The organism is Tepidibacter aestuarii (genome assembly GCF_934924865.1).
GTDB lineage: Bacteria > Bacillota > Clostridia > Peptostreptococcales > Peptostreptococcaceae > Tepidibacter_A > Tepidibacter_A aestuarii.
The window spans coordinates 1,711,856-1,728,612 of sequence record NZ_OW235315.1 but is presented as its reverse complement, the minus strand read 5'-3'; the positions used below and the strand labels follow the sequence as shown (position 1 = coordinate 1,728,612).

At 31.7% G+C, this 16,757-nt stretch carries 14 protein-coding genes and 1 pseudogene; 2 read left to right on the top strand and 13 right to left on the bottom strand.

Annotated elements, in window-relative coordinates:
- Positions 1–732: 732 nt before the first annotated feature.
- The 5 genes from M2214_RS08520 to M2214_RS08500 all read right to left on the bottom strand — a co-directional run bounded on the left by M2214_RS08520 (position 733) and on the right by M2214_RS08500 (position 4,840).
- Complete coding sequence (locus tag M2214_RS08520; protein ID WP_248484582.1) at positions 733–1,761, bottom strand: DUF362 domain-containing protein; 1,029 nt, start codon at positions 1,759–1,761, stop codon at positions 733–735.
- A 219-nt stretch (positions 1,762–1,980) separates the two neighbouring features.
- Positions 1,981–2,394 (bottom strand): cupin domain-containing protein, encoded by a 414-nt coding sequence (locus tag M2214_RS08515; RefSeq protein ID WP_248484580.1) that lies wholly within the window; start codon positions 2,392–2,394, stop codon positions 1,981–1,983.
- A gap of 30 nt (positions 2,395–2,424) precedes the next feature.
- On the bottom strand, positions 2,425–3,150 hold the full coding sequence (locus M2214_RS08510; protein WP_248484579.1) for a carboxymuconolactone decarboxylase family protein: 726 nt from the start codon (positions 3,148–3,150) through the stop codon (positions 2,425–2,427).
- Between the two features lie 360 nt (positions 3,151–3,510).
- Complete coding sequence (locus M2214_RS08505) at positions 3,511–3,813, bottom strand: hypothetical protein (RefSeq protein ID WP_248484577.1); 303 nt, start codon at positions 3,811–3,813, stop codon at positions 3,511–3,513.
- Positions 3,814–3,847: 34 nt separating this feature from the next.
- Entirely contained in the window at positions 3,848–4,840 is a 993-nt protein-coding gene (locus M2214_RS08500; protein WP_248484576.1) for an alpha/beta hydrolase, read from the bottom strand.
- A 101-nt stretch (positions 4,841–4,941) separates the two neighbouring features.
- Between M2214_RS08500 and M2214_RS08495 the strand changes: the two genes are divergently transcribed.
- The gene (locus M2214_RS08495) at positions 4,942–5,397 is read left to right on the top strand and encodes a MerR family transcriptional regulator (protein WP_248484573.1); all 456 of its coding nucleotides are present in this window, start codon (positions 4,942–4,944) and stop codon (positions 5,395–5,397) included.
- A gap of 345 nt (positions 5,398–5,742) precedes the next feature.
- Here M2214_RS08495 and M2214_RS08490 read toward each other — a convergent pair whose 3' ends face one another.
- The 5 genes from M2214_RS08490 to M2214_RS08470 form a co-directional block, all read right to left on the bottom strand.
- Complete coding sequence (locus tag M2214_RS08490) at positions 5,743–6,669, bottom strand: serine hydrolase domain-containing protein (protein ID WP_248484571.1); 927 nt, start codon at positions 6,667–6,669, stop codon at positions 5,743–5,745.
- A gap of 161 nt (positions 6,670–6,830) precedes the next feature.
- Entirely contained in the window at positions 6,831–7,094 is a 264-nt protein-coding gene (locus tag M2214_RS08485; protein ID WP_248484569.1) for a CD3324 family protein, read from the bottom strand.
- A 670-nt stretch (positions 7,095–7,764) separates the two neighbouring features.
- Positions 7,765–8,145, bottom strand: coding sequence for an aminoacyl-tRNA deacylase (locus M2214_RS08480; protein WP_330651576.1), 381 nt, complete (start codon positions 8,143–8,145; stop codon positions 7,765–7,767).
- A 151-nt stretch (positions 8,146–8,296) separates the two neighbouring features.
- Positions 8,297–8,845 (bottom strand): GNAT family N-acetyltransferase, encoded by a 549-nt coding sequence (locus M2214_RS08475; RefSeq protein WP_248484567.1) that lies wholly within the window; start codon positions 8,843–8,845, stop codon positions 8,297–8,299.
- Positions 8,846–10,049: 1,204 nt separating this feature from the next.
- Positions 10,050–11,465 carry an IS4 family transposase gene (locus M2214_RS08470; protein ID WP_248484565.1) on the bottom strand — a complete coding sequence of 472 codons (1,416 nt, stop codon included), beginning with the start codon at positions 11,463–11,465 and terminating at the stop codon, positions 10,050–10,052.
- 663 nt (positions 11,466–12,128) lie between these two features.
- On the opposite strand from M2214_RS08470, the gene M2214_RS08465 reads away from it, so the two are divergent.
- The gene (locus M2214_RS08465) at positions 12,129–12,320 is read left to right on the top strand and encodes a hypothetical protein (RefSeq protein WP_248484922.1); all 192 of its coding nucleotides are present in this window, start codon (positions 12,129–12,131) and stop codon (positions 12,318–12,320) included.
- Between the two features lie 57 nt (positions 12,321–12,377).
- Here the strand turns inward: M2214_RS08465 and M2214_RS08460 are convergent, their stop codons facing one another.
- The 3 genes and pseudogenes from M2214_RS08460 to M2214_RS08455 all read right to left on the bottom strand — a co-directional run bounded on the left by M2214_RS08460 (position 12,378) and on the right by M2214_RS08455 (position 16,440).
- Positions 12,378–14,273 carry an ABC transporter ATP-binding protein gene (locus tag M2214_RS08460; RefSeq protein WP_248484563.1) on the bottom strand — a complete coding sequence of 632 codons (1,896 nt, stop codon included), beginning with the start codon at positions 14,271–14,273 and terminating at the stop codon, positions 12,378–12,380.
- Position 14,274: 1 nt separating this feature from the next.
- Positions 14,275–14,916: pseudogene (locus tag M2214_RS18305) on the bottom strand (ABC transporter ATP-binding protein); the annotation flags it as partial.
- A 12-nt stretch (positions 14,917–14,928) separates the two neighbouring features.
- Positions 14,929–16,440 carry an ABC transporter permease gene (locus M2214_RS08455; protein WP_330651575.1) on the bottom strand — a complete coding sequence of 504 codons (1,512 nt, stop codon included), beginning with the start codon at positions 16,438–16,440 and terminating at the stop codon, positions 14,929–14,931.
- Positions 16,441–16,757: the final 317 nt, after the last annotated feature.

Sequence of the window (16,757 nt, the reverse complement as noted above, 5' to 3'; positions counted from 1 at the left end):
TATATTTTTTTACATTAAGTCAAATACAAAAACTATTTTAAAACTTGAATTAATTTGAAAAAAGATACTTATTTATAGTACAGTTTACATATATTAATTCTAAATATTTCTTTGTTAATGTTCTATACATTTCAATATACTCCTGTATTTTAATATAAAAAAGAAGGTGACTTTAAGTCTCCTTCCTCAATAAACAGATAGTTATTTTTTAATGTAAAACGCATTCTTCTTGAGGTGTACCTCATTATTTGTACAAGCATGACTTGTCCAATAAATTATAGAATTTAAGCATTAATAATTGAAAATCTATGTATTAAATTATGCTCTCTTCACTATGTTTCCTTTCTAGCCTTACTACGCACTTCACATGTGTTTTGGCAGTTTATTAATACTAAAACGCATAATATTGATTTTGCGTAAAAATGTACCCCCTAAAATTAGGGAGTCGTTTAAATTAGTTTTTTATTTATACATGAATTTTTAAACGTTATTTTATTTTGTCTAAAAGATTAATTGAATCAAATAGAGATCTCCTGCCTTTTTTAATGTTATTTTTTTATAATTCCCCTCAAATTCAACGCATCCAATGCTTTTGAAAATTCTACATATGGTGTTCAATGATAAATTGCTTCCTTTATTTCTATGGGAGTTATCTCTGCATTTAGTGATACTCCTATATGTACTCTTACATCATCTAATGTATAGATTAAAGAAAGTCATTTTGACTTCCCACTACATATTATTTATTTCAATACTTTCATACTCCATTGTTCCCAAACCTATTTTTTCTGCATGTATAAGAGATGACTTGCCTTTTTCAAAAAGTTTTTCTCCACTACTTTTCTGAACTAAGTCCAGGCATGCTGTATCTAAGGCCACAGGATCTTTTCCGGCAACAATACCGATATTATCTACAATTGGTTTCATAGGTATCCCGGCACAGTCACACTCCTTAGTAATATTATGAACAAAGGTAATGTATATGATATCCTTGTCTTTGGATGCCCCGTACGCATATTCTGAAAGTTTCTCATAAAAATGAGACCCTGACCACGAATTACTAATTGCACTTTTAGGACAAATAGCAATACATCCTGCACAACCAGTACATTTACTATCATCAATTTCTGCTGTATCTGCTATATGGATGGCACCAAAGTCGCATTTATCAACACAAACACCACAAGAAATACATTTTTCAGCTTCTATGATAGGAGATATATCGGTATGCTGTTCCAACTTTCCACCGCGGGCAGCAAAACCCATAGCAAGCTGCTTTATAGCACCACCAAATCCCGCTGCAACATGCCCTTTGAAATGGCTCGTAACAATAAATTGTTTGTATTTTCCATATTTCTTACCTATTTTACATTTATTGAAAAAGGTTTTATTTATTTCTACTTCATCGTATTCTTTCCCTATCTCTCCGTCTGCTATTATAATTGGAAGCTGTGTGAAGCCATGGAATTTTGCTGTTTCAATATGATCCTTTGTAGTAGTTCTTGATCCCCTATACAGTACATTGGTTTCGATATAAGACGGAGACACTCCATTTTCTTTTAGATAATTTATGATTCCATCATAGCATTTTGCAGGAATAAAGGTTTTGTTTCCTTTCTCACCAAAATGAACCTTTATAGGTACTTCTTTTTCAAACCTATGTCCTGTTTCTGATACTATTCTTTTCAAAAGTTCCAAAGCATCTTTTCCAAGCTGATTATAATCAGCTTCTGAATTTTTAATAAAATATACTTTACTCATGTCAACATCTTCCCTTCTTAATTTTTATCTATAAGAGCGAGATCACCGCCAATTTCATGTTAAATCATCTCTGCAATTCACTTTGTATTTCCACTATAGTAATAATATAAAATTATTGTTTTCATAATTTATTTAACTATAACTAACCTTATTCAAATAAAATTCTTATTGGTACATACATACTGAAACTCATAATTTATCTTTATATATTAAACGTTTTTATTTCAATCCTTCATACTGCTTATCATCCACCGGTTCCAACCATTCATTCGATGCACCTTCTGCCGGAACTTCTACTGCCAAATGTTGAAACCAACTATCTGGTGCCGCCCCATGCCAGTGTTTGACTTCCGGTGGGATATTGACTACATCCCCCTGATGCAGTTCCTGCGGCTCTTTTCCCCACTCCTGATAATAGCCTCTTCCTGAGGTTACCAGAAGAATCTGACCACCTTTATGATGGATATGCCAGTTGTTACGACATCCCGGCTCAAAGGTTACATTACCGATAACCACTCTCTCCAGAGAAAGCATGTTCAGATAACTCTTACCCACAAAATACTGTGCAAATGAGGTGTTTTCACCCCCCATTTCAAATACTGCTCCCGGTCCTAAATTATTTTCTTTATTCATTGTAATTACCTCCGTTTTTTTATTTGATTTTTACTTTCCTGTTTCTATTTGTTTTGCCGCATCATTTATACATCTTAATGCATTTAAAGACCTTGGATAACCAATATAAGGAACGCATTGACTAATGACACGGATTAATAAGTGTTTATCATTTCCGATTCTCATGTTTGCCATTGCATGAGAAGTCAACTGCAGTTCACATCCTCCCTGTGCAGCTAGAAAACAAAATGTAATCATCTCACGTTGTCTATAATCCAATCCATTTCTGGTATAGTAATCGCCAAAACAATTTGCAGCAAGCCACTTATTAATATGCCTGCATTCCTCAGTACCGGACTTATAAAACTCTCTCATTCCTTCTCCAAAAATATCCACCTGTGACTGAATGCCTTTTTCCAGACGATTATCCATTGTAGTAGTTGACTGCTCCTTTAATGGAAGTTTATAACCACTGGATATCAATACATCATTCACCGTATACAGGAAGGGTAACACTCTCCCCATACCAAGATAAGCCACTGCCTGATAAACAATTTCTTTTACTTCTATAGGTGTTACACCTAGCTTCAATGCCTCAGACAGCATTATTTTGAACTCATCCAATCCCTGACATCCAATCAGTGTTGAGAGAATTGCCATCATTTTCGGTTTCACTTCAAGTTCTGCACTCTTTTCATTAATTACCTCATCAAATGCAAAATTATGAAACCTATCCATAAACTCTGCATCAGTCTTCATCAATTCAGTCATTAACATTGATTATTCCTTCTTTCTCATTCATTCTTACCTTGCGTTACACCAAACACCTCAGATATCTCCAATACTAGTCAGTTAATGGAAACATCAGAAACTACTGGTTTACAGTATATCTAAGCCATACACTCCTGCCATCCATAATCTAGACATTTTTTAATGTGAAACCTATGGGTTTGTCAGTAGCCAGTCCTTCTTTCGCTGCAAACAAAATAGGTGTTTCTGTGGAATCGTCTGCTAATGCATATATAACAACACTTAGTTCATCACACATACCTGCCTACTTTAGGACACCCCTCCCCCCTAGCATCAAAATCTCAATACCAAACAAGGTCTTAACCTTTTCTAATAACAAATCATAATCTAGCTTTTCTTAACCTCAATAACATATGCAGTAGTATCTACATATATCAATTCATTGCTTTCCCAACCCAGTTTACCAGAAGAATCTATCGAAACATAATACATAGATGCCTGTTTTGCAACAAAGTCACCTTCTGGCACGATAGGCACATTCTCATCCAGTACAGCTTTGCGATAAAACGTAAAATTATCGTCAGTTGGCACTCTGCCCAACAACCAGCCTTGATGATGATAATATAGCTCTTTACCAAAAGCAATGTCATAAAATACACTACTAGCACGCTCGCCTTTAATGGTATCCATATAATTTCGCATAATTTTACCATCAATAGAATCTCTATTTCATGTTTTCTTTGAAGAAGGACTCAAGCTTGTCGAATGGGATGTACTGGAATCTGTCATATAGATCTACATGCCCTGCACCTGGAACACTATAAAGTTCCTTCGGTTCAGCCGCTAGCTTATAGGCATCTTCACTAAAGTACTTTGAGTGAGCATGTTCACCAACGATAAACAAAATTGGTCTTGGTGAAATTGATTTAATATAAGTATGCAAAGAAAAATTCATAAATGACATATCGCTCGTCATGGTAAATTGAGTAATTGAATTTGGGTGATAACCACGAGGAGTGGAATAGTATTCATAGAATTCACGACTGATTGGATCTGTATTTTCATCAACTTTTTCTGGTGCTCCTCTAGGAGTAAGTTTTTTCTCTCCTAATTCAAATTCATTCCAACGTTGTTCACCAAGTTGGTCAAGATATTTGTTTCGTTCTTCTTCAGTCATGGAATCTAAAAAGCCCTTTGATTTCAAACGACTTATATCATACATACTAACTGTGGAAACTGCTTTAATACGTCTATCAACCTGTGCTGCACTGATTGCAAAACCACCACTACCGCATATACCTATTACCCCAATTTTGTTTCTATCTACAAATGGACGTATTCCCAAGAAATCCACTGTGGCACTGAAATCTTCAACAAATATATCTGGAGAAGAAGTTCGTCTTGGCTCTCCGCCGCTTTCTCCGTTAAATGATGGATCAAATGCAATGGCAACAAATCCTCGTTCTGCCATAGTTTGAGCATAGATACCTGCTCCCTGTTCTTTAACGCCTCCATATGGTGCACCAACAATAATGGCTGCGTATTTTTGAGATTTATCGATGTCTTTAGGTACATATATATCTGCTGAAATGATAATATTATACCTGTTTTTGAATGAAACTTTCTCAACTGTTACCTTGTCACTCTTAGGAAAAGTTTTCTCCCATGACAATGTATCTGCCGCTGTGTGTTGTGTCATAATAGATTCATTTTTCATTTTAAATTCCTCCTATTTCTTGACTTATTATTTTTTATAATATAATATGAGTATACAACTTAAAGTTAACTTTAAGTCAATACCTTTTAGGAGGAAAATCTATGAGCTATACTATTGGCCAAGTTGCAAAAAGAATGAACATTACATCATCTACATTACGCTACTATGATAAAGAGGGACTTCTTCCATCTATTGACCGCACTGAAGGGGGAATAAGAAGATTTAAAGAAGAGGATTTCGAATGGCTCTCAATTATTGAATGCTTAAAAAATACAGGTATGTCAATTAAAGATATCAAAATATTCATCGATTGGTGCATGGATGGTGATTCCACATTGCAACAGCGATACGATATGTTCCTTGAGCGAAAACTAGAAACAGAAAAACAAATAAAAATCCTTCAAGATTCTCTTGATAAGATTAATTACAAATGTTGGTATTATAAAACCGCGCTGGATGCTGGCACTACTAAGATACATGATAATGCTTCAGAGAATAATGAAAACACATGTTCCTACTCACAACAATTATTAAAGCAAATTTCAGATGCTGAATAGAGAAAGTATCATAAAATAAACAAGCAAATCCTATACTTTTGCGCAATCTTCATTAATTCTGCGTTATTGTTAAACCCCCTAAGAAAAATTCCCACAGCCTTATTCGTCTGTGAGAATATGTGAAACGCTCTAAATTCGCTCTATTAGTGTAATTGTTTCCACATGTATCGTATGCTAACAGTAGACAATCTTAAATATAAATATGTAGTTAAGTTTATCTTAAAAAATAATGTAATTCATAAAATTAGGCTTACCATTAAAAGTAAGCCATTTTTCCATTAAATAACTATGATACTAAATAAGAAGAATGCGTATTAAAACAAAAATGCATAATCCTCAACATGATTATAGTTTATCTATTAATGTATTCCATGTGAGCTCAAGAACCCCTGTCATATTTTGAGACTCGTTTGAAATGTATGTTACAACAGTATTCTTATCTGGTAGTATTACAACATATTGACCATATAAACCGTCCATACGATATGAATTAGCATATGAGTTCATCCATATTTGATAGCCATACCCTTGATGATGGTCTGCAGTCGCAAAGTATGAGTTAAAATCACTGGTTTTAATTTGAACCGATGTTGCTTTCTCTATATAACTTGAAGGAATAAGTTGCTTATCCTTCCAAACCCCTTTATCAAGAATTAATTGTCCGAATCTAGATAATTGCTCTGCTGTTAAATATAAACCTGAAAATCCTTGTGGGATTCCTTTTGGACATGTATCCCATTTAGGTTTAGGTATATCCAATTGTTGAAATATTCTTTTATCTAAGTATTCATCTAAGTTAGTACCTGTAGTAATTCTTATGATTTTTGAAAGCATATAAGTTGCAGAATTGCTATATGTAAAATGAGTTCCAGGTTCAAATACAATCGGTTCATCAAAGAACAATTGGCAAATATCCCAACTCTTCCCGTTGCTCCAATCAGCCTTTATCACTGGGCATTCTTCATGTCCAATTCCCATACAAAGCAAATCATGTATAGTCATCTTTTTAAGATGTTCATTTATGCGTACATGTGGAAGGTCCGGGAAAAAATCTATAACATGATCATTGATTTTGAAGTAACCCTCACTAATTGCAATACCAACTGCCATTGAAGTAAATGTTTTGCTTACTGACCACAAAAGAGTAGGCTTTTCTTCTTCGAAATCATGTTTAGCAATTATATTACCATCTTGCCGAACAACGACATTCAGTACGTTAAGATTTTGACTCTTTACGGATAATACCAACTCATTCAATAGTTCATTGTTCATTATAACCATCTCCATTAATTATATATTTTTTAATAGTCCTTAATTCGTATAAAACTACTATAATAATTTTAAAACAATACTATATAAAAATATATCCTTACTATTTTTATAATAAAAAAATACATACCCCCTGTATCAATAAATGTTACAGAGGGCATTTCTTAACGTGAATATACAATTTTCTTAATAGTTTCAACAGAAAGACAGTATTTTTCTGACAATTCATTTATTGAGTTCCCATTTTTATACGAAATACGGATTTCATTATTACGTTGTATATATTCATATTTTGCTCCGTTTTTTTCACCCCAAGTCTTACGAGTACCTGTTTTATTAGGGATATATATTGCATGTCCTTCGATATATTTATGAATTTCAGTAATAAGCTGTTCTGGAAGTATATCGGATGCTTTTATGTATTTCATTAACTTCACTCCTTAATTATTAATGATTAAGGATGTAAAGTCTGCTTATCAATTAAATAAAAGTCGATGATTATTTTATTATAATTTAAACTCCATTTAAAGCATCATCGACGCTTATTTTGCAGACTTTACATGGAGTTTATAAACTACAATTATTCTCATAATTTTAACCCCTCTCATTATATTTACAATCTCTAATTGGTCTTATTTTGAAATTGTAATTTATTACCTAAAACAAATTATACATCTCATTCATAAGTAATTCAAAAAAATCCTTAAAAGTTTGCAAGATAATTAATCTTTTGTTCTTAATTCATAATAATATTTAGCTATAAAAATAATTTACCACCTAACAAAAACCGTCAGTGGCAAAAATGTTCTATATTTATATGATCATATACTTTAATGACTAAAATTAAAAAGAAGATAACTCTACGTCCCTTCCTTAACAAACAGGTAGTTATTTTTTAATGCAAAACGCATTCTTACTGGTGTGTACCCCATTAGTAGTACAAGCATAATTTGTCCGTTTTTTCTAAAAAATAAGTTCTCCTTAAGTTAACTTCATTAAGAGTTCTTACAACATTTATAGGTGTTGAGAACTACTCTAACATTCCAACAACTTTATTTAATTTTATTAAAGCGTCAGGACTAACTTTTAACGTCAAATTTAAATTTCCTGTTCCTCCATATATATATAAGAAAATTGAAAAAACTTGTTGTCTATTATATATGGCAATGAAATACCAAGCAAAGGAACACATCCAATTAAAAATCCTGTAACTGCCTTGACTTCATCTTTAGTTGCTAATCTAACATTTTTACAGTTTAAAATACGTTTTATTTCTTTGAAATTTACACGACCTCGTTCTCCTGAAACAACCAGTGCATAAAAGCCCATATCAGTATATATTATCAAGGTCGCTGCCGTTTGACCGATATTAATTTTAAAATAATCAGCACCTTCTTTTGCCGTATAAATAGGCTTGTCATTATTAATTAGTTCAAATGAAAATCCATGTTTCTTTAAAATGTCTTTTATATTTTCCATAAAGAATCTCCTTCCATCATCTATTTAACAAATATTTTTTAATTTTATTCTTTTATTAGGTTATTTTACTTCGCAATAATTATATATTGCGTATTAAATTTCCATTTAATTTCTTCATGAAATAAGAATATTATGTTCTAGTTTTTAATATCTATTTATCTAACAACCTTCCCATTATAACTGTATTATAATAATTTCCATCTTTATGAATACGATCCTTTATTAATAATCCTTCTTCTGCAAATCCATATCTTTTATATAATTTAATCGCTTTTGTATTTGTTTGTACTACAGTTAATGAAATTTTTTCAATTCCCACATTATTTGCCCATATCAAAATATTTTCTAGTAGTACTTTACCAATTCCATAGCCCCAGTATTTCTTTGATATACATATTCCAAACTCTGCTTTATGTCTAAATCTACTTAGTTTAGTTCCTTGACAACGAGTAAATCCAACAATTTCACCTTCTACTTCTGCAACTAAAAATATACTTTTTTCATCTATTGAATCTTCATAAATAAGTTTTTCAAAATCTTCTGGTGTTAATAAACCTTCACCAGTTTCCCTATCAAGATTTTCTGTCTCTCCATCAATTTTAACTCTTAATTTAGATAATTCAATTGCATCATATTTTGTTGCACAACGAAGTATCCATGTTATACTTTTACCTTCTATTCTTTTCTTTTCAATAATCATACATTACCTCCATCAGTATTATGAGCTTTTGATCTTAGTAAAATATTTATATTTCTTATAAACAATAAGTACATTTTTCTCTAATTCACATTTAAATTCTTTTAATCAAAATTTAAAAACTCATTTTTATTATATAATACTTTCCACAAATTGTAATACTTGTGATCAGTAATTATTTTTTATGTTCTAATCAAATTTGTTTCTACATATATTTTTATAAATAATCCTATATCAAAAAAAGAGAATGGTTTATCCATCCTCTTCACTTCATAAGCAGGTAATTATTTTCTAAATGTAAAAAGCATTCTTGTTGGGGTGTCCCCATAGATATCAAGCTAAGAAATATAAGTAAAGTTATTTATTGCAATAGGCGTGATATTTTCATATATTACCCTATGGTTTTTCTATATTTATGTATGCCAAATGATAACATATTTCTAGTTTTTAGTATCCTTAGCTGGATAGCTATTATAGGTGTTAAAAAAAGTTTGATCAAAATCTTGTTTGAAGTATAGTTTCGTAAACATCATTTTTGTAATGAAGTTTTTTGGAATTGGTTAGCGTGGTTTTTTTATTCAAAACTTAGAGCCTTAGAGTAATATTTTGTTAAATAGCTGGTGATAACCCATACTAAGGTACCGTAAGGTATTGGCACTTTTGCAGCCTAAAAAAAGACTGTATATTTAGATAACACACATCTCCAATACAATTCATAATATAAGTAATAAATAGTTTATAAAGAGGTGAATCCAATTGTACTTTTATAATCCATATGTTTATCCAGGAGTTCTAAACCTATATCCCTTTATTGTAATATGCGACTTAGGATGTACAATCCGTTGTACTCTTGCAGGTGGGTCTAAATGTGATTGCCGTTGTTGTCTTATGATTCCTGGAGGGGAGCTCCCTGGTTGTTCTAGATATCCATTTCCCCCAATTTAGCGTAGTACCAGCAATCGTGTTCTGAGGTGCAAAGTATGAGTTTCGTATACGAATTTATAAAACACCCCAGAACAGTAGTAGGGGTCTCGCCACATAGCCATCAAGCTAAGAAATATCAATGCGGTTACTGATATACATAGGATTATATATTAATAGATAGTCCTATGTTTTTTCTAATTTTTATAAAGTCTATCCCTTTTTTAGTATGCCAAATAAAGCTACTCGGGAATAGCTTTAAAAGTTTGTATTTAATCTGCCTAAACTAAGCTGCTACTTCTGGATCTAGATCTTTCATAGCTACTCCTTTTAGTATAGCCAGAGCTGTTAACTTATCCTTTCTTTTAGATTTAATACCGTTTTTAGTAATTACCTTTAAGATCTTACAAAGTAATTTATAGAGCTTTTCACTACTCTTAAATAGCTTTTCTCTAAGGAGTTTGAAATACTCTTTTACTATACTAAAAGCCTTATATTCGCTTACTTCTTTATTTTCATTAGAATATATAATTTCTCTCATTTTAAAAACTATAGCAGAGCAAAGAAGTAATCTTATTAATTTACCATATAAACTGCATTCAAACCTTTCTATCTTTACTTTTTTAGCCATATGAATTTTAAATAGAGACTTAAATATTTTAAACATAATCTCTATCTGCCACCTTAAAGAGTATGTTTCATAAACTTTTTCTTTAGGCAAAACAAACTGCTCTGCATTAGTTATATACATATTGACACTAGCTAGCTTTACAGCTTTTTCACTAAATTTCATCTGCTTTTTCTTTTGAATTTTTTCCTGATAAGCTAACTTTTTACCCTTGTTTTCCTCAGACAATTTAGTTATAATTAATCTGTTTTTTAAAGACTGAGTATTTCCAATATAAACATCCTTAATCTCTATTGTTTCTCCCTGTGCCAAGGGTGAAATAATATCTAAGATGTTAAGCTGGATATACTCTTTCCCTTTTTTTAGTTTACCATTTTTAAAAGTTTCTATATGACTATTTTTAACATACACTTTTATATTAGTCTTAAGTCTTGATAAATAGTAGGCTTTCTTTTCTTGCATTGTCTTCAAATCATCTATTTTAAAATACCCTAAATCCTTTAAGTACAAATCCTTAGGCTGGATACTGCTTTGTATCTTAGATAAATATGTAGCATCATTGTAAGTACCATCAAATACATCCATATTTAAAAATTGTCCAGTATTTAAATTATATTCAAGTTGAATTTTAATACCAGATGCAGTTTGATTGCCACCCGTACCTTTGTATTTACCTTGGAAGACACTAGGCAATTTAAAGGCTGAGGAATCAGTTATTCTTATTTGATTAAAATGGGTATTTATCATAGTGCCATCACTTAAGATACTACTTTGCATCATCAAAAGCTCTTTAAATATATTCTTCATAAATGATACAGATTTATCATTAAACTTTTGATTTAAACCTTCCGTTGTAATAGATAAATCCACACAAATATCTAACCTAGTGGAAAGCTCTGCTAAGGTAGATGTACACATTTCTTCATTCAAAAATGTACACAGAGATAAGAACTTTACAGGACTAAGCTTGCTTTTCCTTTGTAAAAAACCAGTTTTATACGCTATTTCATTAATAAATTCTTGCGAAAACACTTTTTTGAGTTTATTTGCTAAATCTTTTAATGTAGTTTTCATTATTTTATTATCCTTTCTATAAAGCTATAAAAAGAATAGCATATTTCCAGGTTTTAGTCATCTTAGCTTGATGGCTATGTGGGGTGTCCCCCATTAGTAGTACAAGCATAACTTGTCCATTTTTTCAAATAAATCCATACTCAAATCTACTTTCTATATTATGTTAAACTCCAAAGCTATGGCAAAACCCATACGTAATTCAACAAATATAGATAATTAATATTTAATCTTTTATTACCCATATTTCACTAGTTTTAGCACCTGAAACTTTATGTATTTCACTCTTTACTGTTTATGAAATATTTCTATATATATTCATCAAAGGAATCTCTATATTGTTTTCCAGTTAATGACCTTATACACTTATTCATACTTATAGTACAACATCCAAGTATAATTCAGTAACTGTTATCCATATATTCAATTTAATGTTAATTATGATATAATAGCCGTAACGTATAGGGGGTGTTTTTATGAAGGTAATTGATACATTCAGCTCCAAATCAGCTTGCTCCTTGCAAAGACTAGAACAAGTCAGCCATGCTTTGTTTGTAGCCTAAGCTGTTAAGTTAGCTGAAATATGTACATGTTTTAGGTTCTGTAACACATAGCTTTTTAGTATTCTTTGCTTTAATACTATGATAAGAGTGGAGGAGTAAGGAAATGAAGTATATAAAATCACAAAATGTGTTACCAGAAGAAATCGTTAAAATAATACAAGAATATGTAGACGGCGAATATCTTTATGTACCCAGAAAAAATGAAAATCGTAAGGCCTGGAGAGACAAGTTAAAAATCAAGAAATACATTATAATTGAGGTTTCTCTGCCTAAAGCACCTTATATCATGCTTTAGGCTGTTTCCTATTAACCACTAGTTATGCCTTGATTAACAGTTTAGCAAAAGTTCATGTTATTTAATGTATGGTTCATATTTTTTACTTGCCTGAATTCCTTCAAATTGGCTGTTATAAAGATTAGCATAGGCTCCAGCTTTAGCAAGAAGTTCTTCATGATTACCTTGTTCAACAATGTCTCCATGATTCATAACAAGAATTAAATCAGCATCACGAATTGTTGATAATCGATGAGCAATTATAAAACTTGTACGATTTTTCATAAGATTATTCATGGCCTTTTGAATTTGCACTTCAGTACGGGTATCTACAGAGCTTGTAGCTTCATCGAGAATAAGAATACTTGGGTCTGCAAGTATAGCTCTTGCAATAGTTATAAGCTGTTTTTGTCCTTGAGACACATTTGAAGCTTCCTCATTAAGCATCATGTTATAACCATTTGGAAGAGTATGCACAAAGCTGTCAACATGGGCAGCCTTGGCTGCTTCTATCAATTCTTCATCAGTAGCATCAAGACGACCATATCTTATATTCTCCATTATAGTTCCATTATAAAGCCATGTATCTTGTAAAACCATACCAAACATTGAGCGTAAGTCACTACGTGTAAAATCTTTTATGTCATATCCATCTATTGTAATCACACCCTCATTTATATCATAAAAACGCATTAACAATTTAATCATAGTAGTTTTACCTGCACCAGTAGGTCCAACAATAGCCACTTTCTGTCCTGGTTTTACCGATGCAGAAAAGTCATTGATTATAATCTTATCTGGATTATATCCAAAATGAACATGCTTAAAATCAACTTTTGCATCTACATCCATAAGCTTTACAGGGTTAGATGTTTCTGGTATTTCCTCTTCCTCTGCTAGAAATTCAAATACACGTTCTGCTGAAGCTGCAGTTTGTTGAAGTATATTTGAAATGTTTGCAATCCGAGAAATTGGTTGTGTAAATTGGCGCACATACTGGATAAATGCCTGAATATCCCCAACTTCGATAGTTTTCTTAGCTGCAAGATATCCACCTAAAATACATACTGCTACATATCCTAAGTTTCCTACAAAATTCATAAGTGGCATCATTATACTTGTTAAAAATTGTGCTTTCCATGCTACACTAAAAAGCTTGTCGTTCATTTTATCGAATTGCTCAACACTTTTCTTTTCACCATTGAAAGCCTTCATTACAATATGTCCACCATACATTTCTTCGACATGTCCATTTACATGTCCTAAGTAATCCTGTTGCTCCTTAAAAAATCTCTGAGAATTCTTTACAATTCCTATAACTAACATCATAGATAGAGGAATTGTATAAATTGATACTAATGTTAATTGCCAGCTTATAGAAAGCATCATAATCAATATCCCTATACCCATTGTAACTGAGGTAATAATCTGACTTAAGCTTTGATTAAGGGTCTGACTAAGGGTATCAACATCATTCGTGACACGAGATAATACTTCGCCATGATTTGTACTGTCAAAGTACTTTAGAGGAATTCGATTAATCTTCTCTGAAATATCTTTTCTTAAGTTATAGCTTACCTTCATAGATACACTAGACATTATAAATCCTTGAATATAACCAAACAATGTACTTATCAAATATAAAACTGCGAGTATAAGAATAATTCTTCCTATATAATCAAAATCTATACTTCCTGTCCCTGATATTTTAGCCATGGCACCTTCAAATAGCTTTGTAGTCGCTTTTCCCAAAATTTTTGGACCTACTATATTAAATATAGAACTAACTATGGCAAATATTAGTACAGTTAACATAGACAGTTTATAAACGCTCAAATATTTCATAAGTTTTTTCATTGTACCTTTAAAATCGTGAGCTTTTTCTCCTCCTGCCATCATAGCGCTAGGTCCATGTCCCATGGGGCCTTTTCTTCTTTGATGAGCGCATTTCTGTTTTCTATATTGCTCATTCATCCTAATTCAACTCCTCCTTTGAAAGCTGTGATAAAGCAATCTCTTGATATGTTTTACAACTTTTCATAAGCTCATTATGCGTCCCTATATCCATTATCTTACCTTCATCAAGAACAATTATCTGTTCAGCATTTTTTATTGTAGATATGCGCTGTGCAACAATAATAAATGTACTTGACACTAATTCATTCTTTAGTGCCTTTCTAAGAGATGCATCTGTTTTAAAATCAAGAGCTGAAAAACTATCATCAAATATATAAATTTTGGCTTTCTTAACAAGAGCACGTGCAATAGATAATCTCTGTTTTTGTCCTCCAGATACATTAGTACCCCCCTGAGAGATTTCAGTATTAAATCCTTCTGGCTTTTCGCTGATAAATTCCATGGCTTGTGCAATATCAGCTACCTTTCTTATATCATCATCACTTGCATTTTCGTCTGCATATTTTAAATTAGACGCAATAGTCCCTTTGAATAAAGAAGCTTTCTGCGGCATATATCCAATTTGTTCTCTCAATTCATGCTGCGTTAAGTCTCTTATGTCCACTCCATCAATGAGTATTTCCCCATCAGTTACATCGTAAAAACGAGGAATTAAATTAATAAGTGTTGACTTTCCTGCACCTGTAGAACCTATAAATGCTGTAGTCTGACCTTAAAAAGCTTTGAAGCTTATATTTTTAAGCACATCTTCTTGCGCACCAGGATATCTAAAGTATACATTTTTAAATTCTACTACACCTTTGACTTTCTTTCCCAAATGCTTAGGATTCTTTGTATCTACAATAGAAGGTTTTATATCTAAAACCTCTGCAATTCTCTGTGCAGATACAGAAGCTCTTGGTATCATAATAAACATAAATGACATCATTAAAAATGCAGAAATAATCTGTATAGCATATTGCATAAATGCCATCATGTCTCCCACCTGCATTCCTGAATTTGCTATCTGATGCGCACCTACCCAAACAATGAGCAGTGTAACACCATTCATTATAAGCATCATTGCTGGGAATAATACCACCATTACACGATTTACAAAAAGATTTGTATACGTAAGATCTCTATTCGCTCTATCAAATCTATCCTCTTCAAACTTTTGTGTATTAAATGCCCTTATTACCATCATTCCAGATAAATTCTCACGAGTAACCAAATTTAGTCTATCAACAAGTTTTTGAACAGTCTTAAATTTAGGTAATGCTAAGGCAAATATACTTCCAATTAAGCTCAAAAGTACTATGACAGCCAATGCAATTATCCAAGACATAGAGTTACTCTTATTAAGGGCCTTTAAAACTCCACCTATCCCCATAATAGGTGCATATATTAGCATTCTAATGGCAAGAACGATTAACATTTGTATCTGCGTTACGTCATTCGTTGTTCTAGTTATTAATGAAGCTGTAGAGAATTTATCAAACTCAGCATTTGAAAAACTCTCAACCTTTGTAAATATGTCCTTACGCAGATTTCTAGCTACACCTGTAGCAATTCTTGAAGCTAAAAGACCAACAATTACAATACATAAAGCAGCTAACAAAGATAATACAAGCATTTTAATTCCTGAAAATATAATGTATCTACTCTGAATCTTATTCGTATCCATTCCTAAAGCTTTATATTCTGCCTTAATGACACTAGTAGCGCCTTGAATAATCATGCTATCACCTAAAGCTTCAAGTTTTTTTTCGATTTGTTCGCTGATTTTTGCTCTCTGCTCAGCAGACAATGCAAACAAATCTGTATTAACTTTGATCTTTTCGATTCCACTAACAGTTAAGAATGCTTTACCCATTATAGAATTTAACTTCTCTATTTCAGCTTCATTAATATCCTTCAATACATAAATTGGCTCCTTTTCAAGCACTGGGTATTTTTTAACATACTCCCTATAATATTTACTTGACTTGTCAATTAGTATATAGTTGTTAATAATCTGTTCTTTATTATTTTCACTTATAAACAAATTTAATTTATCCATTTTACTTTTTCTTATAGCTTCTGGTACTGCATTTTCAATACCACCTTGTTGTATACCTTTATTTACTATATAAGACATGTAGTCTGGTAAGGAAAGATCAGCCATGGCCTGTATAAATAATAATACAACCGCTATAATAAGCATTCCAATAAAAGGTTTTAGGTACTTTGCTAATTTAAACATTCTATAATCTGCTCCTTATTAAATATTATCTTTTTATTTTATACGTTTTCTTACATACCTATTCTTTTTGCCTATCTATTACTTTTTCTTATGAATGTTTTGTAAATTTTCTAAAAAAATATACTAAAAAAGAAAAATAAATTTACAAAAAAAAAGAAAAATAAATTTACAAAAAGCTGATTTTAAATATCTTAAAATCAGCCTTTTAAAATGCTCTATCTAATTATCATAAAAAATATCATTAGATATATCATCTGAAACAGAATAAATAACGTAATGATTCTTAAGTAAAATTATCGATCTTTCATTTTCTTTTT